Source organism: Streptomyces sp. NPDC055243, from assembly GCF_044544025.1.
GTDB lineage: Bacteria > Actinomycetota > Actinomycetes > Streptomycetales > Streptomycetaceae > Streptomyces.
Map to the genome: position 1 here is coordinate 567103 of NZ_JBITWR010000001.1, position 18026 is coordinate 585128.

The window sequence follows — 18026 nt, forward strand, 5'->3', positions numbered from 1 at the left end:
GCGATGACACCGACGACGGAGACGAACAATGCGCCCGGAGCGACCGACGCGACCGCGACCGGACTCGTGCACACCCGGCGCGCACGCTTCGGCCCGGCCGAGGAACTGCGCCGGCTCTCCGAGGGGCGCCCCGTCACCCGGATCGACGTGGGCCCCGGCACGGACGGGATGACCGTCTGGCTCGTCACGGGCCACGCGGAGGTGCGCCAGGTCCTCGGCGACCACCGGCGGTTCTCCACCCGGCGCCGCCTCGGACCGCGCCCGGCGGCGGGACGGGACGAGGGCAAGCGGCCCGACGAACTGATCGGGCAGCTCATGGACTACGACCCGCCCGAACACACCCGGCTCCGGCAGATCCTCACCCCCGAGTTCACCCTGCGCCGCATGCGCAGGATCGAGCCGGGCATCACCGGCATCGTCACCGAGCACCTCGACGCCATGGAGCGCACGGGCCCGCCCGCCGAACTGGTCGCGGCCTTCGCCTCGCCCGTCCCCGGCGCCGCCCTGTGCGAACTGATCGGGGTGCCCCGCGACGACCGCGGCGACTTCCTGCGCCGCTGCCACGCCTTCCTCGCGCCCGGCCGGGGACGGCAGCGGCGGGCGGCATCCGGAGAACTGCTCTCGCGGTACGTCGCAGCGATGGTCGCCCGGCAGCGCACCGACCCCGACGAGGGCTTCCTGGGCATGCTGATCCGCGACCATGGAGACGAGGTCACCGACAAGGAACTGCGGGGCGTCTGCGTCCTGTTGGTGCTGGCGGGCCTCGACAACATCTCGGGCATGCTGGGCCTGGGAGCCCTCCTGCTGCTCGACCACCCCGACCAGCTCGCCGCCGTGCGCGACGACCCCGCGGCGGTGGACGGCGCGGTCGAGGAACTGCTGCGCTACCTGACGGTGCCGCACGCCCCGACGCCCCGGACCGCCCTGGAGGACGTCACCGTCGGGGAGCAGTTCATCAAGGCCGGTGAGCACGTCCTGTGCTCGCTGCCGACGGCCAACCGCGACCCCGCGCTGCTCGCCCGGCCCGACCGCTTCGACATCACGCGCGAGCCCGTGCCCCATGTCGCCTTCGGCCACGGCATCCACCACTGCCTGGGCGCGGCACTGGCCCGGATGGAACTGCGGATCGCCTACCCGGCGCTGCTGCGGCGCTTCCCCGGCCTGCGCCTGGCCGTGCCCGAGCACGAGGTGCCGTTCCGCGTGCACGCGCTCGCCCACGGCGTGGACCGGCTGCCGGTCACCTGGTGAGCGGGTACCAGCGACCACTTGGTGCATCCAGTGAAAGAGAACGCGGAGGAGGAGCACATGCACGTACGGGTCGACCGCGATCGATGCGCGGGTTCCGGGCTCTGCACGGCCCAGGTCCCCGCCGTCTTCGACCAGTCGGATGAGGACGGCAAGGTCCTGCTCAACGCCCCGGCCCCCGGCCCCGAGCTGGCCGGTGCCGTGCGCGCGGCGGCCGCGCGGTGTCCGTCCGGCGCGATCACGCTGCACGAACACGACACCGCCGACCACTGACGCCCACTCAGGCGCTCACTCACGCCCCGCCGCCCGGCCGCCCTGCGGCAGACGCACCGTACGCAGCCGCCTGGCCGCCCCGACACCGGCGCAGCCCGCGAGCCCCAGCGCGTCGCGCAGTTCGTCGGCCAGCAGGTCGAGCACGTGGCGCACGCCGGCCTCCCCGGCGGCGGCGAGGCCCCACACGGGCGGGCGCCCCACCAGGACCCCGTCGGCCCCCGACGCCAGTGCCTTGAGCACGTCCGTGCCGCCGCGCACGCCGCCGTCCACCATGACCTCGCACGCGCCGCCGACCGCGTCGACCACATCGGGAAGGGCGTCGATGCCGGGCAGTGCGCCGTCCAGCTGACGGCCGCCGTGGTTCGACACGACGACGGCGTCCGCGCCGATGCCGGCCGCCCGCACCGCGTCCTCGGCGGCCAGGACGCCTTTGACCACCAGCGGGAGCCGGGTGGCGGCCCGCAGCTCCTCCACGCACGACCAGGTCACCGCCGGCGAGAACGCCTCGGCGGTGTGGGCGGCCACCGCCGAGCCGTTCCCGGCGGAGCGGTGCGCCGCCGATGCCGCACCGCCGTCCAGATGCGCGGCCCGCACATGGCCGGGCAGCGCGAAGCCGTTGCGCACGTCCCGCAGCCGGCGGCCCATCCAGGGCACGTCGACGGTGAGCATCAGCGCCTCGCAGCCGGCGTCGTCGGCCCGGCGCGCCAGGTCCAGGGTGCGCCGCCGCTCGCGCAGCCAGTAGAGCTGGAACCACACCGTGCCGCCGACCGCCGTGACCTCCTCGACCGGGACGCTGCTCAAGGTGGCCACCGTGAAGGGCACGCCCGCCGCCTTCGCCGCCCGCGCGGTGGCCAACTCTCCCTCGGGGTGCACCAGGCGGTGGTACGCCACCGGGGCGACCGCCACCGGCATCCGCACCGGACGCCCCAGAAGCGTCGCGTCCGTGGTGCACCCCGAGACGTCCCTGAGCACCCGGGAGGCGACGAAGACGCGGTCGAACGCCTCCCGGTTCGCGCCAAGCGACCGCTCGCGCCCGCTGCCACCCGCGACGAAGTCCCACACCTCGGGTGGCAGGGCCGCGGCCGCGGCTCTCTCGACGTCGCTCAGATCACGCGCGGCCGCGGGATCAGCGCGCCGCACGCTGCCCGGTCCGTTCCAGCTCCACGGCCTCGTACAGCGCCTTGATGTTGGAACTGCCGAAGGTCTGCGCGCCCTGGCGCTCGATGACCTCGAAGAAGATCGTGCCCCGTGGGTGCGTGGACGCGGTGAAGATCTGGAACAGCTGGCCGTCGTGGTCCTCGTCGACCAGCAGATTCGTCGCCCGCAGTTCGTGCAAGGTGTGCGACTTGAGCCCGATCCGTTCGGAGAGCAACTCGTAGTACGCCGACGGGGTCTGAAGGAATGCGACACCGCGCGCGGACAGCGTGCGCACCGAACGCACGGCGTCCTTGCTGGAGAAAGCCAGATGCTGCACACCGGCGCCGTGGTGGCTCTTGAGGAATTCGTCGATCTGACCGGGCTGCGCCAGCGGATCGGGCTCTATGAGCGTCAGCGTCACCGCCCCGGTCGACGCGCTCTGCACGACCTTGGAGTCCATTGCCTGGGCGCCGACGACGATGTGCTCCTCGAAGACCTCACGGAAACCCAGGGCCTGTTGATAGAAGAGGGCCGTCGATTCGAGATCACCCGCGTTCAGGCACACCGCGACGTGGTCGATGTCGAGAAGCCCCACCTCGCTGGTGCGCGCCTCGCGCGAGCCGAGCGCGGGAACGAATCCGGGCGGGAGCCCGGGGCCTTCCCCCGGCGTCCGCTCGACCAGCGTATGCACCACGTCGCCGAAGCCCGAAATGGCAGCTGTGACCGCCGGTCCTTCGCCCGCGTGCCGGGTCGGTTTCCGCAGGGGACGCGCGCCGCCCGCCACCGCGGCGGCGAAGGCCGCGGACACGTCCGCGGTGCGCAGGGCGATGTCGGCGACGCCGTCGCCGTGCGTGCTGACGTACGTGGTGGCGGGGTGGCGCCCCGCCGTCGCCTCGGTGAGCACCAGGGTCATCCGCCCCTGGCGCAGGGCGATGCTGCGGTGCTCGGCGGAGCCGCCGGTGCCGACCACCGTGAAGGCGTACTTGTCGACCCAGGCGAACACCGCCGCCTCCAGGCCGTCGACGTACATCTCGACATAGTCGATCGCGAGATCCGCGAGATCGTTGTTCGAAGCCGTTGCGGGTAAATCCGTCATCGGAGTCCTCGTGGGAAGAAGAATGCGGATTCATGCCCTCGCGCCGGATCGCGGAATGCCGGACCACAAAGGTGCTGCGGAAATCCGGGCCATTGCCGCCGGCCGCGAGGCAGAATTCTCTTTGCGGCCCCGATGGTACGACCGCCTTCGCGCTTCCCGCACCTGTCAAGCCATTGCTGTGGAGCTGCTCTCGGTGGACGCTGAAGCGATGGAAATCCTGCAAACGGAAATCGCCGTCGCCGAGTTGAACGCGGCCACGCTGCACGCGTCGCTCGCCGATGTGTCGATGGAGTCCATGAACCTCCTCAACCAGGTCGCCGACACCTATCCCGACGCGATCTCGTTCGCGGCGGGGCGTCCCTACGAGGGCTTCTACGACGTGGCCCAGATCCACGAACACCTCCAGGTCTTCTGCGACCACCTCCGCACCCGCCGCGGCCTGGGCGAGGCGGAGATCGCCCGCACGCTGTTCCAGTACGGCGCGACGAAGGGGATCATCGGCGACCTCGTGGCGCGCAGTCTCGCCGTGGACGAGGGCATCGACGCCGACCCCTCGTCCGTGGTCGTCACGGTCGGCTGCCAGGAGGCGATGTTCCTGCTGCTGCGCGCGCTGCGCGCCGACGACCGCGACGCCGTGCTCGCCCCGAGCCCGACCTATGTCGGCCTGACGGGCGCCGCGTTGCTCGCCGACATGCCCGTGCTCCCGGTGCGCACCGCGGCGCACGGCATCGACCTCGACGACCTGCTGCGCCGGCTGCGCACGGCACGCGCCGAGGGAAAGCGGGTCCGCGCCTGCTACGTCACGCCCGACTTCGCCAACCCGGTGGGCGTCAGTCTGCCGCTCGCCGACCGGCACCGCCTCCTGGACATCGCCGCCGGCGAGGACCTCCTGCTCCTGGAGGACAACGCGTACGGCCTCCTGAACAGCGCCGCCGACCGCCCGCCCACGCTGAAGTCCCTCGACCGGCACCGACGCGTCGTCTATCTCGGCTCGTTCGCCAAGACCGGGATGCCGGGCGCCCGCGTGGGCTACGTGGTCGCCGACCAGCGGGTGACCGGCCACGGCGGCGGTGACGTCCTGCTCGCCGACGAGCTGTCGAAGCTCAAGAGCATGCTCACCGTGAACACCTCACCGATCGCCCAGGCGGTGATCGGCGGCAAACTCCTCGCCCACGACTGCAGCCTGGTCGCCGCCAACCGCCAGGAGACGGAGGTCTACCGGCGCAATCTGCGCCAGGTGCTCGACGGCCTCGAACAGCGCCTGGGCGATCGCGCCGGAGTCACCTGGAACGCACCGACCGGCGGGTTCTTCATCGTGCTCACCGTGCCGTTCACGGTCGACGACGCCCTCCTGGAGCACGCGGCGCGCCACCACGGCGTGCTGTTCACGCCGATGCACCACTTCTACGGCGCGTCGGCCGGGTTCCGCCAACTCCGCCTTTCGATCAGTACGTTGACGTCCGACCGGATCGAGCAGGGCCTGGACCGCCTGGCCGCGCTGATCGAGGAGCGGCTCGACGAGGGGACGGGGGAGCGGCCGGGGGAGTTCGAGGCGCCTGGGGCGCAGGAGGGGGCCGGGGAGCCGCTCCCGGGTGAGGTCGCGTGACGCTCCGCACCCTGGCCGTCGTCGGCACCGGCCTGATCGGCACCTCCGTGGCCCTGGCGGCCCGCCTGCGCGGCGTGACCGTCTACCTCTCCGACCGCGACGAGTCCGCCGTCCGCGCCGCGGCGGTGCTCGGTGCCGGGCGGCCGGAGCTCCCCGCGGCGCCCGTGGACCTGGCGGTGCTCGCGGTCCCGCCGAGCCAGATCGCCCCGGTGCTCGCCGAACTACAGGCGCGCGGACTCGCGTTGAGCTACACGGATGTGGCGAGCGTGAAGGCGCACGCCGAGCGGGAGATCCTGGACACCGCCCCCGACCCCTCCCGCTACATCGGCGGACACCCCCTGGCGGGGCGCGAGCGCTCGGGCCCGCTGGCGGCCCGCGCGGAACTGTTCCGCGACCGGCCTTGGGTGCTCACTCCGACCCGCCTCACCTCCCGGGCCGCCTTCGGCCGCGCCCTGGACCTGATCGCGCTGTGCGGCGCGGTGCCGCGCGTGATGCGGGCCCGCGCCCACGACGACGCGGTGGCGCTGACCTCCCACGCCCCGCACCTGGTGGCCAGCCTGATGGCGGCGCGCCTGGGCGATGGCCCCGCGGAGGCGGCCCATCTCGCGGGGCAGGGGCTGCGCGACACCACCCGCATCGCGCGCGGCGACTCCCGGCTGTGGAGCGACATCGTCGAGTCCAACGCGGCGGCGGTCGCCGACATCCTCACCCGGCTCCAGGAGGACCTCGCCAGCATCGTCGCCGCCCTGTACGACCTCGCCGACCCCGAGCGGGGGCGGGAGCTGTCCGGCAAGAGCAGGCACACCCTGGTGGACCTCCTGGACCGCGGCGCCGCCGGGGTGGGGGAGCTGGACGAGCCCCGCCCGGCCGGTCCGCTTCCTGGACGGGCCGTCCCCTGCCGTCCGAGGTGAACTCCCCGTATCCGCAGGTTAGTTGGGGTGCCGTCCGTGTCGGCGTCCAGGGTCCGGGCGAGCCTGTACGGGCGGCGCCGCTTGTATCCGCCGTGTGACCGGTGCCCGCGTAGAACTTGGCCCCATGTCCACCACACACAAGCGAACCGCACAGACACTGATAGCGGCGTCGGCGCTCGTCGCCGGCGTCTTCCTCAGCGGCTGCTCCGACGACTCGTCGGACGCGTCGTCGGACGACGCGAAGAAACCGGACGCCTCACCCACCAGCCCCTTCGACCAGGCCCTCGCCTTCTCCGAGTGCATGCGCGAGAACGGCGTGACCGGATTCCCCGACCCGCAGAAGGACGCGGGCGGCGGTATCGCGCTCACCCCCGGCGGCGACGTCGACCCGAACTCGCCGGAGTTCCAGTCCGCCACGGAGGCCTGCCGCGACAAGATGCCCCAGGGCGGCCAGCTCGGCGGAGGCGGAGGCGGCGGTGAACCGCTGGACTCGGCCAAGGTCGCGGCATGGGCCAAGTGCATGCGCGAGAACGGCCTGCCCAAGCTGCCCGACCCGGAGATCAACGGCGGCAACATGTCGCTCGACTTCGGCGCGAGCGGCATCGACCCCGGCAGCGACGAGTTCCAGAAGGCCAGGATCGCCTGCCAGGACAAGTGGCCCGGCGGCGGCCTCACCGGCTCGGGCGGCGGCGCCTGATGACCGCACCGGACGAGACACGCGAGCGGGAACGGGACGAAGAGACAGGGGAGTTCGAGGAGACGGGAGAGCGTGAGGGGACAGGGCGGTTCGAGAAGACCCAGGAGTCGGCCCGCGGCTCAGGAGCCCTCGAACTGCACACCCCCGGAGAGGTCTCCGAGCGGACCCCCGACGGCCTGGAACCCGACCGCGAGGAGACCGCCCCCGAGCCGGGCGACGACGATGGCGGTGAGGGCGACGACGGCGGCGAAGGGGCCACACCCCCGCCCGCGGGCCCCCGCAGGCGCCGCCGCCCCCTGCGGATGTCGCTCATCGTCGTCGCCGCGATCGCCGTGGTCGCGGCCGCGGGCGCCGCCACTACCGGGGTCTTCGGGGACGACGGCTCCGGATCGGCGGGCGACGCCCCCTCGGCGCCCCCGAAGACCGCCGAGGTGGAGCGGACCACGCTGACGCGCACGGAAACCGTGGACGGGAACCTCGGCTACGGCGACGCGACGGCCGTACAGGCTTCGGCCGCCACCAAAGCGGGCGCGGGGATCATCACCTGGGTGCCGGGCGAGGGCGACACCGTCAAGCGCGGCGGGGCCGCCTACAAGGTGGAGGAGCAGAAGGTCCCGCTGCTCTACGGCTCCACCCCCTTCTACCGCCCGCTGAAGACGGGCTCCGAGGGCAAGGACGTCGAGATCCTGGAGAAGAACCTCTCCGCCCTCGGCTACACCGGCTTCACCGTCGACGACACGTACGACGTCGCGACCGCCGAGGCCGTACGGGACTGGCAGGACGACCTGGGCCGTGCGGAGACCGGCACCGTGCAGCCGTCGGACGCCGTGGTCGCCCCCGGCGCCAGGCGTGTCGCCGACGTGAAGGCCACGGCCGGCGCCCCGTCGAACGGACCCGTCCTCACCTGGACCGGCACCGAACGCACCGTCACCGTCGACCTCGACGTGCAGTACGAGGACATGGTCGAGAAGGGCACCAAGGCCACGGTCACCCTCCCCGACGACTCCACCGTCCAGGCCGAGGTGACCGACATCGGGACCCCCTCCACGCCTCCCCAGGAGGGCGGCTCCGAGGACGCCGGAGGCCAGGCGGGCGGCGACGACAAGCCCACCCTGCCCGTGGAGTTGAAGGTCGACGACCAGAAGGGCCTGGGCCGCTACCAGGCGGCGGCCGTGCAGATCTCCCTGAAGGCGGAGACCCGCAAGGACGTGCTCGTCGTCCCCGTCAACGCCCTGGTGGCACAGCGCGGAGGCGGCTACGCCGTGGAGGTCGTCGGAGCGGACGGCGACGTGACCTCGAGGACGGTCGAGGTCGGCATGTTCTCCGACAGCATGGTCGAGGTGTCCGGCACCGGTATCACCGACGGCACGGTCGTGGGGGTCCCCAAGTGACCCGAGCGCCCCAAGCGCCCCGAGCGCACCAAGTGACCACGGCGGCGCACCCGGTGGTCGAGCTCGCCGGAGTCTCCAAGACGTACGGAGAGGTCGAGGCGCTCAAGGGCGCCGATCTCGTCATCCGGCGTGGGGAACTGCTCGCCGTCGTCGGCCCCTCCGGCTCGGGCAAGTCCACGATGCTCAACATCATGGGCACCCTCGACCGCCCCACCACCGGCACCGTGCGCATCGACGGGCACGACGTCGACCGGCTCAGCGACCGGGAGCTGTCCGCGCTGCGGGCCGGGACGATCGGCTTCGTCTTCCAGCAGTTCCACCTCGCCCCCGGCGTCCCGGCGCTGGACAGCGTCGCGAACGGGCTGCTCTACAGCGGCAGGCCCCGGGGCGAGCGGCGCAGGCTCGCCGAGCGCGCCCTGCGCCGGGTCGGCCTCGGCCACCGGCTGTTCCACGAGCCGCATCAGCTCTCCGGCGGCGAGAAGCAGCGCGTGGCCATCGCCCGCGCGGTCCTCGGCGATCCGCCGCTGCTCCTCGCCGACGAGCCGACCGGCGCCCTCGACTCCCGTTCCGGGGCGGTGGTGATCGAGCTCCTGCACGAGCTGCACCGGGCCGGGACCACGGTGGTGGTCATCACCCACGACCGGGACATCGCGGGCTCGCTGCCGCGCGAGGTCCGCATCAAGGACGGCCGCATCGAAGAGGACGCGACCGGTGCGACCGGCACGGCCGGTGGGACCGGTGCGGCTGGTGCGATCGACGTGACCGACGCGTCCCACCTGCTCCCCGTCCCCGAGGAGGCCCTGCGATGAGCCCGACGAAGGAGCTGAGCACGACGGGGGAGCCGGGCGCGGCGCACGAGCTGCCCCGCCCCGCGCCGCCGCCGCGCCCCAAGCCGGCCCGGATGGGCCCGGCCGACGTGCTGCGGGTCGGTGGCTCGGGGCTGCGCTCGCGCCCGATGCGGGTCTTCCTCTCGGCGCTCGGCATCGCCATCGGCATCGCGGCGATGGTCGGCGTGGTGGGCATCTCCACCTCCAGCAGCGAGGACCTCGACCGGCGGCTCGCCGCCCTCGGCACCAACCTCCTCACCGTCTCGCCGGGCCAGTCCTTCGCCGGTGACGCGGCCCATCTGCCCGACGCGTCCGTCGACATGATCGGCAACATCAAGGACGTCGAGTCGGTCTCCGCCATCGGCAAGACGCAGGCCAAGGTCTACCGCAACGACCACATCAAGAAGGAGGAGACCGGCGGCCTCAACGTCTACGCGGCCCGCACCGACCTGCCGAGGACGGCGGGCGCACGGATCGTCGAAGGCCGCTGGCTGAACGCCGCGAACCAGCGCTACCCGGCCGTCGTGCTCGGCCCCAAGGCCGCCGAACAGCTGGGCGTCTTCCGGGCCGGTCCCGACACGAAGGTGTGGCTCGGCGGGCAGTGGTTCACCGTCGTGGGGCTGCTCGCGCCCAACGAGCTCGTGCCCGACCTGGACTCGGCCGCGCTGGTCGGCTGGCCCGTCGCGGAACAGGAGTTGGACTTCGACGGCTACCCGACGACGGTCTACACCCGTGCCGAGGAGGCCGCCGTGGGCGACGTCCAGTCCGTGCTCGGCGCCACCGCCAACCCGGAGAACCCCAGCGAGGCCAACGTCTCGCGCCCCTCCGACGTCCTGGAGGCCAAGGAGGCCACCGACGACACCCTCAGCGGTCTGCTCCTCGGCCTGGGCGCGGTCGCCCTGCTCGTCGGCGGGGTCGGGGTCGCCAACACCATGGTCATCTCGGTCCTGGAACGCCGCTCAGAGATAGGCCTGCGCCGCTCCCTCGGCGCCACCCGCGGCCAGATCCGTACGCAGTTCCTCTGCGAGGCACTGCTGCTGTCCGCGCTCGGCGGCCTGGGCGGCGTCCTGCTCGGCATCGCCGTCACCTCCGGCTACTCCACCTACCAGGGCTGGCCATCGGTGGTGCCGGTCTGGGCGATGGCGGGCGGCGTCGGCGCGACCCTGGTCATCGGCGGGCTCGCCGGCTTCTATCCCGCCGTCCGTGCGGCGCGGCTGCCTCCCACGGAGGCGCTGGCGACGACGTGACCCCACGAAGCTGTGACCCCACGAAGCTGTGACCCCATAGAAGGAGCTGCGAACCCAGAGAGCTGCAACGCCATCAGACGCGGTGCCTTCGTCAGCCTAAATCCCCCGCGGGCGACGAGGGCATCGCTTTGCGCCGCTCGCGATGCTTGCGCCCGTGTGCCCTGGCTCCGCCGCCTGGACGGCCCCCGCCTCTCGTATTCTCGCCGCATGACTGAGCACTTAGGGAAAGTCGACGAAAGTGCCCTGCTCGACCTGCTCCAAGAACAGCGCATCGGCACGCTCGTCACCCTCAAACGCGACGGCCGCCCGCAGCTCTCCAACGTCGGCTACGCCTACGACCCCGAGGAGCGCGTCATCCGCCTCATGGTCACCGACAGCCGGGCCAAGACCCGCAATCTGCGCCGCGATCCGCGCGCGAGCTTCCTCGTCACCGACGGCGCGGGATTCTCGTACATGATCGCCGAGGGCGACGCCGAGCTCACGCCGGTCGTGACCGACCCGCACGACGCGGTCGCCGACGAACTGGCCCTGGTCTTCCGGGGGTTCCAGGGCGAGCACCCCGACTGGGAGGGGTTCCGTGCCGCGATGGTGAAGGAGCGGCGCCTGGTGATACGGCTGCACGTCAAGCATCTGTACGGAGCCGCCGGGAAGCGCGTCCTCGTGGGCCCGGGCCCCCAGGGCCCCGGCCCCGCCGTGGCGGTGGCGGGGCGTCCCGGTCTTCAACTCGGCACGGACGGGCCGCCGCCTCACGTCCGGTAGAGGTCCGTCAGGAGCGCCACGGCCGCGTGCGTCACCGGATGCGGGTCGTGGCGGCGCCAGATGAGATGTACGGCGATGGGGTCGGCGTCCCGCAGCGGGCGGAACACGACGCCGTCGCGGCGGTACTGGTTGGCGGTGCTCTCCGGGGTGAGGCCGACGCAGCGGCCCGACGCGACGATGGCCAGCCAGTCGTCGATGTCCTGGGTGTACTCCACCGGTGGGCGGGCCTCTTCGGGCCACAGCTCGGCGCTGGTGGTGCCGGTGCGCCGGTCCACGAGGAGCGTCCGGTCCCGTATGTCGGCCAGCGGAATGGAGCGCCGCCTGGCCCACGGGTCGTCGCTCGCCAGCGCGCAGAAGCGCCGCTCATGACCGACGACGGCACTGGCGAAGCGTGCCTCGTTGAAGGTGGTGCGGACGACGGCGAGGTCGCAGAGGCCCTCGGCGAGGCCGCCGGACGCGGAGTTCGTCCGGATCAAGTACAGCTCCACGTCGGGGTGTCCCGCGGCCCAGCGGCGCTGGAACTCCGCGGTGTGGCGGCCCATCGCCGACCAGGCGTGGCCGATGCGCAGCCGGGTGTGTCCGGTGGTCGCCTCGCGGATGAGGTCCTCGGCCTCGGCGAGCAGCTGCCGGGCCCGCGCGAGCACCTGCACCCCGGCCGTCGTGGGCGTGACGCTCCGGCTGGTGCGGTGCAGGAGGCGCACCCCGAGCACCTCCTCGAGCCCGCCGAGGGTGCGCGAGACCGCAGCTTGCGAGACGCCCAGCTCGGCGGCGGCATCGGTGAAGCCGCCGGTGTCGACGATGGCGACCAGGCAGCGCAGATGCCGCAGTTCCAGATCCATGGCCACAGCGTAGGGACAACCGGAGCCAATGAATAACCAGAGCGTATAGATGAACGCCGGCATGCATTTTTCGTATGCCCGCGGGTGACGCATCCTGCGGTGCATGCGAACGTCTCGGAGCGAAGGCAGGACCACCGCGAACCTGGGGGAACCGGCGGAGAGTTCCCGAGGTCGGCTGCCGGGCATGGCGATGATGTTCGGCAGCGGCCTGTCCAATCAAGTCGGCGCCGCCACGGGCGCCTTGGCGTTCGAAGCCATCGGTCCCGCCGGTGTCGTGGCCGTGCGGCAATGGGTCGCGGGAGCCGTACTCCTCGCGGTCGGCAGGCCCAAGGTGCGCGCCTTCACCTGGCGCCAGTGGTGGCCGCTGCTGTGCCTGGCCGCTGTCTTCGCCACCATGAACCTCTCCCTGTACACCGCGATCGACCGCGTGGGCCTCGGCCTGGCGGTGACCCTGGAGTTCCTGGGCCCGCTGACGGTCGCCCTCGCCGCCTCCCGCCGTGCGGTGGACCTCGGCTGCGCGGTCGTGGCGGGGGCCGCGGTGGTCGCCCTGGCCCGCCCGCGACCCAGCGCGGATTACGTCGGCATCGGGCTCGGCCTGCTCGCCGCGGCCTGCTGGGCCTCGTACATCCTGCTCAACCGCACGGTCGGGGCCCGCCTCCCGGGCGTCGAGGGATCGGCCGCCGCCGCGGGAGTCTCCGGGCTCCTCTACGTGCCGGTCGGCATCGCGGTGCTGGCCCACCACCCGCCGACGGCGACGGCCCTGGCCTGCGCGGTGACCGCGGGCGTCCTCTCCTCAGCGGTCCCGTTCCTCGCCGACCTGCTCGCCCTGCGCCGGGTCGACGCCCGTTTCTTCGGGATCTTCATGAGCGTCAACCCGGTCCTCGCGGCGCTGGTGGGCATGGTCGTCCTGGGGCAGTCCCTGGAGGGGGTGGAGTGGCTGGCCATCGCGGCGATCGTCTCGGCCAACGGGGTCAGCGTCCTGAAGTAGGCGCGAGGCGCCCGCGATCAGTCCAGGCCGAGCTGCCGCTTCGCCGCCTCGACCGTCTGGGCGAGGAGCACGGCGATGGTCATGGGACCGACACCGCCGGGCACGGGAGTGATCAGGCTCGCGCGCTCCAGGGCGGAGTCGAAGTCGATGTCGCCGACGTTGCCCGGGTTGTAACCCGCGTCGATCACCACGGCGCCGGGCTTGATGTCCGCGCCGCCGATGAACCGCGGCCGGCCGACGGCGGCGATCAGGACGTCGGCCTGCCGGACGATCGAGGAGAGGTCGGCGGTGCGCGAGTGGCAGTACGTGACCGTGGCGTCCCTGCCCAGGAGCAGCATGCCGGCGGGCTTGCCGAGGATGGCGCTGCGGCCCACGACGACGGCGTGCTTGCCGGTGAGGTCGACGTCGTACGCGTCGAGCAGGCGCATGATGCCGCCGGGCGTGCAGGACACGAAGCCGGGCAGGCCGAAGCCCATCGCCGCGAAGGAATGCATGGTCACTCCGTCGACGTCCTTGGCCGGTGCGATCGCCTCGAAGGCGGCGCGCTCGTCGATGTGGGGCCCCACGGGGTGCTGCAGCAGGATGCCGTGCACGGTCGGGTCCTGGGAGAGGCCGGTGACCGTCGCGACCAGTTCCTCGGTGCCGACCGAAGTGGGCAGGGCCACGTGCCGTGACTCGATGCCCGCCTTTTCGCAGCGGGCGCGCTTCATGCGGACGTAGGTCACCGAGGCGGGGTCGTCGCCGACCAGGACGGTCGCCAGGCAGGGGGAGTTCCCGGTGCGACGGCGGATGTCCGCCGCGGTCGCGGAGGTGGTGTCGACGAGGCGGCGGGCGAGGCCGGTGCCGTCCATCAGGCGAGCAGTCTGAGTCTGGGGCATGTGCCACTCCTGGACTTCAGGGTGAGTCGCCCAGGCGCGCGGCATCGACACGATGTCAGGCCGCTCCCCGGTGGTACTCCACCTCAGCGCCAGTCACGGCCCGCCTCTCACCCTAAGGGACGGGGCGGGGCGGGAAGCGGCCGGCATTGAGGATGTAGCTGAGCTTAATGAAAGTTCAAAACTTGTTGCTTGTCCTTTCGTGTCGGCGACGGCATCGTTCCCTGACAACGGCCCGAGGGCGAGGGCCCGCCATCAAGGCCCCGACCAAGGAGAGCGACAGTGAACGGCGTCCCCGGACGAACGTGGGCAGCGGCCAGGGTGGGCGTACTCGCCCTCCTCTGGGGATCGACCTTCCTCTGGATCGAACTGGCCCTGGAGGGCCTGTCTCCCGTGCAGGTCACCCTCCTGCGCTGCACCCTGGGGGCCGCGACCCTGACGGTCGTGCTCTTCGGTACGCGCAACCGCCTGCCCCGCGGCCTCAAGACGTGGAAGCACGTCTTCGTCGCCGCCTTCTTCTGCAACGCCCTGCCCTTCGGCCTCTTCAGCGTCGGCCAGCAGACCGTCGACTCCGGAGTGGCGGGCGCGCTGAACGCCACGACCCCGCTGTGGTCGGTCCTGATCGGCCTCGCCATCGGCACGGAACGCGGACTGCGCCCCGTACGCCTCGCCGGACTCCTCATCGGTTTCGCGGGTACGTCGCTGATCTTCGCCCCGTGGCAGCAGTCGGGCATGACGAGTTGGGGCGCCCTCGCGATCGTGGGCGCGGCGGCGAGCTACGCCGTCGGCTTCGCGTACATGGGGCACCACCTCGTCGGGAAGGGCATGCCCACCCTCTCCCTCTCCGCGGCCCAGCTCATGGCGGCCACGGGCCTGACGTCGCTCGCCCTGCCGGTCGGCGGCCTGGAGGCGATCCACGTGGACCGCACCGCCCTGATCGCCGTCGTGGTCCTGGGCGTCTTCGCCACCGGTGTCACCTTCCACCTCACCTACCGGATCATCGCGGACGAGGGCGCGACCAACGCCGCGACCGTCGGCTATCTGCTGCCGGTGGTCTCCGTGGCGCTGGGCGCGGTCGTGCTCGACGAGGCCTTCAGTCTTCGGGTGGCCGCGGGCATGGCGGTCGTACTCGTCGGGGTCGCCATGACGCGACGGCAGAAGCGCGACCCGGCACCGACGCGCCAGGTGGCGGCGGCTCCGGCAGGCGCCGCGGAGGCCCGCAGGGCGTGAACGCCCCGTCCGAATCCCGCCAGCACGCGCGATCGCGACACCTCAGTGTGGGAGGTGGAAAGAAGCGAAGAAGCGCGGAACGGAAAGGGAAGAGGGTGGCCACGATGACCGTCCACACGACCGTCAGCAGCCCGCTCGGCGAACTGCTGCTGGTGGGGGAGCCGACATCGGACGGCGTCTCGCTGACGTCACTGTCCATGCCGGGCCAGCGGAACGCCCCAGCCGTGCACGGGAGTTGGATGCACGACCCGGATCGATTCCCGGAGATCGCACGGCAGCTCGCCGCCTACTTCGCCGGTGAACTCACCCGGTTCGACATGGAGTTCACCCCCGGCGGCACCGACTTCCAGCGGCGCGTCTGGAGCGCCCTGGAGGAGATCCCGTACGGCACGTCGACCACCTACGGCGCGCTCGCCGAGCGGCTCGGCATCGAGCGCGGGCGGGTCCAGGCCCTGGGCGCCGCGATCGGCGCGAACCCGTTGCTGCTGGTGCGCCCGTGCCACCGCGTGATCGGCGCGGACGGCTCGATGCGTGGGTACGCGGGCGGCGTGCGGCGCAAGGTCGAACTCCTCACCCATGAGGGCGCCCTCCAGCCCACCCTCGTCTGACCCGCACGACCGCGAAGGACCTCATCATGATCGACACCACTCACCCGGCGGACGCCCGCGTCGGCGAACGCGTGGCGGCCGGGGACTGGGACGCGCTGACCGCCGAGCTCGACGAGCACGGCAACGCTCTCACCGGCCGGCTCCTGACCCCCGGCGCCTGCCGCGACATCGCCGCCCTGTACGACGAGACCGACCGCTTCCGCACCACCATCGACATGGCCCGCTACCGCTTCGGTTCCGGCCAGTACCGCTACTTCACCCATGAACTGCCCGATGCCGTACGAGAGTTGCGCGAGGCGTTCTACCCTCGGCTGCTGCCCGTCGCCCGCGGCTGGGCCGCGAAGCTCGACAAGCCGGCCCCCTGGCCCGACAGCCTGGGGGAGTGGGTGGAGATGTGCCACGCGGCCGGGCAGGCCAAGTCCGCGCAGATCCTGCTCCGTTACGGACCCGGCGACTGGAACGCCCTGCACCGTGACGTCTTCGGCGACATGCTCTTCCCGCTCCAGGTCGTCGTCGGTCTCGACGCCCCTGGAACCGACTTCACCGGCGGCGAGTTCATCATGACCGAGCAGCGCCCCCGCGCCCAGTCGCGCGGATCGTCCACGACGCTGCCGCAGGGCCACGGGCTCGTCTTCACGACCCGCGACCGGCCCGTGGCCTCCAAGCGCGGCTGGTCGAACGCGCCGATGCGGCACGGCGTGAGCACCGTGCGCTCCGGGCGGCGGCACACGCTCGGCCTGGTCTTCCACGACGCGGCGTGAACCCCGCCCCGGCCGGGCGGCCGGACCCGCGCAGGTACACGCTGTGCGGCCCGGACGGAGAGCCGTACCCCAGCGGCACACCGGGCACCCTGGGCGGACACCGCCGCGGACGGCTGTACGGCCGCCTCGACTGCCCCTCGGCGCTGCGGGCCGTCGCCCGCGGCGGCTACGCCACCCACCGGGTGTTCTTCCCCGACGAGGCCACCGCGCTCGCCGCCGGATACCGCCCCTGTGCGGTCTGCCTGCCCGATCAGTACGCTCGCTGGAAGGCAGACCCAGAAAGCACCGGCACACCATGAGCATCCTGACGGAGCGGGAGTCATCCCGCTCGCCCCTGATCGGCGCCGCCGAGCAGGCCGCCCACGCGGACCTGCCCGCGCCCGCCCCGCACACCGACGCCGAACTCGCCGCCCTCATCGGCCTGTTGACGCTCCCGAAGGCGCGGATCGAGACCGTCACCATCGGCCACGGCCGCGACACGGCCTCCCGAGCCGCCGCCGAAGCCTTCACCGCGGCATGGACGGCCCGCGGCGGCACGGTCCTGACCACGGTGAGCTGGCCCGAGACGGCCGCGTCCTGGCTGCGCCCCGCGATCCGCCTGACCGCGGCGGCGCCGGACGCCTGGGTCCTGGCCGCGGCCCCGCTCGGCCTCGCCCAGCTGGCCCGCCGTCTGCGCCACTCCACCGACTGGGACCCGGCCCGCAGCTACGCCTTCGCCTCCCTCCAGGACTCCCGCGTCCCCGCGCTCGCCGGGGACGACGTGCTCCACGGCCTGCGGGGCGCCACCGCCGACGGCGCCACCTGGGACGTACGCCACCGCTGGGTCACCACCTGTCCGCCCGCCGAGGTGACCGCGTGAGCGCCCTGATTCCCCGCCCCACCACGGAGATCGCGCCCGGCGCGGTGCACGTGCCGCAGTGGCTCACCCCGGACCAGCAGCGCGCACTCGTCACGGCGTGCCGGGAGTGGGCCACCGGGCCGGTGCCGATCCGCCACACCGAGCTGCCGCGCGGCGGGGTCATGTCGGTGCAGACGGTGTGCGTCGGCTGGCACTGGCGGCCCTACCAGTACACGCGCACCGCCGGTGACGTGAACGGCCGGCGGGTCGCCGCGTTCCCGGACTGGATGGTCGACCTGGGCCGCCGGGCGCTGACGGCGGCGTACGGGGACGTCTCGTCCGCGGCCGACTACACCCCGGACACGGCGCTGATCAACTTCTATGACGGGCAGGCCAAGATGGGCATGCACCAGGACAAGGACGAGCGGTCGTCGGCCCCGGTGGTCTCCCTGTCCATCGGCGACAGCTGCGTCTTTCGCGTGGGCAACACCCAGACCCGCACCAAGCCCTACACCGACATCGAACTGGCCTCCGGCGACCTGTTCGTCTTCGGCGGGCCTTCGCGCTACGTCTTCCACGGCGTGCCCAAGGTCCACGAGGGCACCGCGGACCCCGCCACCGGCCTGACCTCGGGCCGCCTGAACATCACGATGCGGGTCACCGGCCTCACCGGCTGAGCCCACGCCTGGCCGGAGGGG

The 18026-nt window shown here is 72.6% G+C and carries 20 protein-coding genes and 1 riboswitch; of the genes, 16 read left to right on the plus strand and 4 right to left on the minus strand.

Annotation, left to right across the window (positions count from 1 at the left end):
• Positions 1–3 precede the first annotated feature (3 nt).
• Entirely contained in the window at positions 4–1248 is a 1245-nt protein-coding gene (locus ACIGXX_RS02785) for a cytochrome P450 (RefSeq protein ID WP_399972042.1), read from the plus strand.
• 57 nt (positions 1249–1305) lie between these two features.
• The gene (locus tag ACIGXX_RS02790) at positions 1306–1518 is read left to right on the plus strand and encodes a ferredoxin (RefSeq protein WP_351156658.1); all 213 of its coding nucleotides are present in this window, start codon (positions 1306–1308) and stop codon (positions 1516–1518) included.
• Between the two features lie 15 nt (positions 1519–1533).
• Here the strand turns inward: ACIGXX_RS02790 and ACIGXX_RS02795 are convergent, their stop codons facing one another.
• Together ACIGXX_RS02795 and hppD are read right to left on the minus strand one after the other, a co-directional pair.
• Positions 1534–2658 carry an alpha-hydroxy acid oxidase gene (locus tag ACIGXX_RS02795; RefSeq protein WP_399972045.1) on the minus strand — a complete coding sequence of 375 codons (1125 nt, stop codon included), beginning with the start codon at positions 2656–2658 and terminating at the stop codon, positions 1534–1536.
• Positions 2645–3751: a 4-hydroxyphenylpyruvate dioxygenase gene (gene hppD / locus ACIGXX_RS02800; RefSeq protein ID WP_399972048.1), complete on the minus strand. Its 1107-nt coding sequence runs from the start codon at positions 3749–3751 to the stop codon at positions 2645–2647. Before hppD ends, ACIGXX_RS02795 begins: the two co-directional genes overlap by 14 nt.
• A 208-nt stretch (positions 3752–3959) precedes the next feature.
• Here hppD and ACIGXX_RS02805 point away from each other — a divergent pair, with 208 nt between their 5' ends.
• The 7 genes from ACIGXX_RS02805 to ACIGXX_RS02835 all read left to right on the plus strand — a co-directional run bounded on the left by ACIGXX_RS02805 (position 3960) and on the right by ACIGXX_RS02835 (position 11189).
• Positions 3960–5357, plus strand: coding sequence for a PLP-dependent aminotransferase family protein (locus ACIGXX_RS02805; protein WP_399972051.1), 1398 nt, complete (start codon positions 3960–3962; stop codon positions 5355–5357).
• The gene (locus tag ACIGXX_RS02810) at positions 5354–6268 is read left to right on the plus strand and encodes a prephenate dehydrogenase (RefSeq protein ID WP_351156648.1); all 915 of its coding nucleotides are present in this window, start codon (positions 5354–5356) and stop codon (positions 6266–6268) included. The genes ACIGXX_RS02805 and ACIGXX_RS02810 overlap by 4 nt, the downstream gene beginning before the upstream one ends.
• Positions 6269–6392: 124 nt before the next feature.
• Positions 6393–6965, plus strand: coding sequence for a hypothetical protein (locus ACIGXX_RS02815; RefSeq protein ID WP_351156645.1), 573 nt, complete (start codon positions 6393–6395; stop codon positions 6963–6965).
• On the plus strand, positions 6965–8356 hold the full coding sequence (locus tag ACIGXX_RS02820) for a peptidoglycan-binding protein (RefSeq protein ID WP_399972055.1): 1392 nt from the start codon (positions 6965–6967) through the stop codon (positions 8354–8356). The genes ACIGXX_RS02815 and ACIGXX_RS02820 overlap by 1 nt, the downstream gene beginning before the upstream one ends.
• A 32-nt stretch (positions 8357–8388) precedes the next feature.
• Entirely contained in the window at positions 8389–9165 is a 777-nt protein-coding gene (locus tag ACIGXX_RS02825) for an ABC transporter ATP-binding protein (RefSeq protein ID WP_399972058.1), read from the plus strand.
• A 92-nt stretch (positions 9166–9257) separates the two neighbouring features.
• Complete coding sequence (locus ACIGXX_RS02830; RefSeq protein ID WP_351157949.1) at positions 9258–10430, plus strand: ABC transporter permease; 1173 nt, start codon at positions 9258–9260, stop codon at positions 10428–10430.
• Positions 10431–10637: 207 nt separating this feature from the next.
• Positions 10638–11189 (plus strand): PPOX class F420-dependent oxidoreductase, encoded by a 552-nt coding sequence (locus ACIGXX_RS02835; RefSeq protein WP_351156638.1) that lies wholly within the window; start codon positions 10638–10640, stop codon positions 11187–11189.
• Here the strand turns inward: ACIGXX_RS02835 and ACIGXX_RS02840 are convergent.
• Positions 11177–12028 carry a LysR family transcriptional regulator gene (locus ACIGXX_RS02840; protein WP_399972062.1) on the minus strand — a complete coding sequence of 284 codons (852 nt, stop codon included), beginning with the start codon at positions 12026–12028 and terminating at the stop codon, positions 11177–11179. The genes ACIGXX_RS02835 and ACIGXX_RS02840 overlap by 13 nt on opposite strands.
• A gap of 103 nt (positions 12029–12131) precedes the next feature.
• Here ACIGXX_RS02840 and ACIGXX_RS02845 point away from each other — a divergent pair, with 103 nt between their 5' ends.
• Complete coding sequence (locus ACIGXX_RS02845; RefSeq protein WP_399972064.1) at positions 12132–13016, plus strand: EamA family transporter; 885 nt, start codon at positions 12132–12134, stop codon at positions 13014–13016.
• Positions 13017–13033: 17 nt separating this feature from the next.
• Here the strand turns inward: ACIGXX_RS02845 and ACIGXX_RS02850 are convergent, their stop codons facing one another.
• On the minus strand, positions 13034–13894 hold the full coding sequence (locus tag ACIGXX_RS02850) for a bifunctional 5,10-methylenetetrahydrofolate dehydrogenase/5,10-methenyltetrahydrofolate cyclohydrolase (RefSeq protein ID WP_399972067.1): 861 nt from the start codon (positions 13892–13894) through the stop codon (positions 13034–13036).
• A 21-nt stretch (positions 13895–13915) separates the two neighbouring features.
• Positions 13916–14001: riboswitch (ZMP/ZTP riboswitch) on the minus strand.
• Between the two features lie 172 nt (positions 14002–14173).
• Here ACIGXX_RS02850 and ACIGXX_RS02855 point away from each other — a divergent pair.
• From ACIGXX_RS02855 to ACIGXX_RS02880, 6 genes are all read left to right on the plus strand, one after another.
• Positions 14174–15121 carry a DMT family transporter gene (locus tag ACIGXX_RS02855; RefSeq protein WP_351156631.1) on the plus strand — a complete coding sequence of 316 codons (948 nt, stop codon included), beginning with the start codon at positions 14174–14176 and terminating at the stop codon, positions 15119–15121.
• A 104-nt stretch (positions 15122–15225) separates the two neighbouring features.
• On the plus strand, positions 15226–15729 hold the full coding sequence (locus tag ACIGXX_RS02860) for a methylated-DNA--[protein]-cysteine S-methyltransferase (RefSeq protein WP_366463538.1): 504 nt from the start codon (positions 15226–15228) through the stop codon (positions 15727–15729).
• Positions 15730–15755: 26 nt separating this feature from the next.
• Positions 15756–16490, plus strand: coding sequence for a 2OG-Fe(II) oxygenase (locus ACIGXX_RS02865; protein WP_399972072.1), 735 nt, complete (start codon positions 15756–15758; stop codon positions 16488–16490).
• Entirely contained in the window at positions 16487–16789 is a 303-nt protein-coding gene (locus ACIGXX_RS02870; protein WP_361463900.1) for an Ada metal-binding domain-containing protein, read from the plus strand. Before ACIGXX_RS02865 ends, ACIGXX_RS02870 begins: the two co-directional genes overlap by 4 nt.
• Positions 16786–17349 carry a hypothetical protein gene (locus ACIGXX_RS02875; RefSeq protein ID WP_399972076.1) on the plus strand — a complete coding sequence of 188 codons (564 nt, stop codon included), beginning with the start codon at positions 16786–16788 and terminating at the stop codon, positions 17347–17349. The genes ACIGXX_RS02870 and ACIGXX_RS02875 overlap by 4 nt, the downstream gene beginning before the upstream one ends.
• Positions 17346–18005: an alpha-ketoglutarate-dependent dioxygenase AlkB gene (locus ACIGXX_RS02880; protein WP_351156618.1), complete on the plus strand. Its 660-nt coding sequence runs from the start codon at positions 17346–17348 to the stop codon at positions 18003–18005. Before ACIGXX_RS02875 ends, ACIGXX_RS02880 begins: the two co-directional genes overlap by 4 nt.
• Positions 18006–18026 lie beyond the last annotated feature (21 nt).

Excerpts from the sequence above, each read along its gene's own strand:
- ACIGXX_RS02840 (WP_399972062.1), bottom strand. The coding sequence starts at position 12,028 with ATGGATCTGGAACTGCGGCATCTGCGCTGCCTGGTCGCCATCGTCGAC.
- ACIGXX_RS02820 (WP_399972055.1), top strand. The coding sequence starts at position 6,965 with ATGACCGCACCGGACGAGACACGCGAGCGGGAACGGGACGAAGAGACA.
- ACIGXX_RS02860 (WP_366463538.1), top strand. The coding sequence starts at position 15,226 with ATGACCGTCCACACGACCGTCAGCAGCCCGCTCGGCGAACTGCTGCTG.
- hppD (WP_399972048.1), bottom strand. The coding sequence starts at position 3,751 with ATGACGGATTTACCCGCAACGGCTTCGAACAACGATCTCGCGGATCTC.
- ACIGXX_RS02845 (WP_399972064.1), top strand. The coding sequence starts at position 12,132 with ATGCGAACGTCTCGGAGCGAAGGCAGGACCACCGCGAACCTGGGGGAA.
- ACIGXX_RS02830 (WP_351157949.1), top strand. The coding sequence starts at position 9,258 with ATGGGCCCGGCCGACGTGCTGCGGGTCGGTGGCTCGGGGCTGCGCTCG.
- ACIGXX_RS02815 (WP_351156645.1), top strand. The coding sequence starts at position 6,393 with ATGTCCACCACACACAAGCGAACCGCACAGACACTGATAGCGGCGTCG.
- ACIGXX_RS02790 (WP_351156658.1), top strand. The coding sequence starts at position 1,306 with ATGCACGTACGGGTCGACCGCGATCGATGCGCGGGTTCCGGGCTCTGC.
- ACIGXX_RS02785 (WP_399972042.1), top strand. The coding sequence starts at position 4 with ATGACACCGACGACGGAGACGAACAATGCGCCCGGAGCGACCGACGCG.
- ACIGXX_RS02835 (WP_351156638.1), top strand. The coding sequence starts at position 10,638 with ATGACTGAGCACTTAGGGAAAGTCGACGAAAGTGCCCTGCTCGACCTG.
- ACIGXX_RS02875 (WP_399972076.1), top strand. The coding sequence starts at position 16,786 with ATGAGCATCCTGACGGAGCGGGAGTCATCCCGCTCGCCCCTGATCGGC.
- ACIGXX_RS02805 (WP_399972051.1), top strand. The coding sequence starts at position 3,960 with ATGGAAATCCTGCAAACGGAAATCGCCGTCGCCGAGTTGAACGCGGCC.
- ACIGXX_RS02865 (WP_399972072.1), top strand. The coding sequence starts at position 15,756 with ATGATCGACACCACTCACCCGGCGGACGCCCGCGTCGGCGAACGCGTG.
- ACIGXX_RS02850 (WP_399972067.1), bottom strand. The coding sequence starts at position 13,894 with ATGCCCCAGACTCAGACTGCTCGCCTGATGGACGGCACCGGCCTCGCC.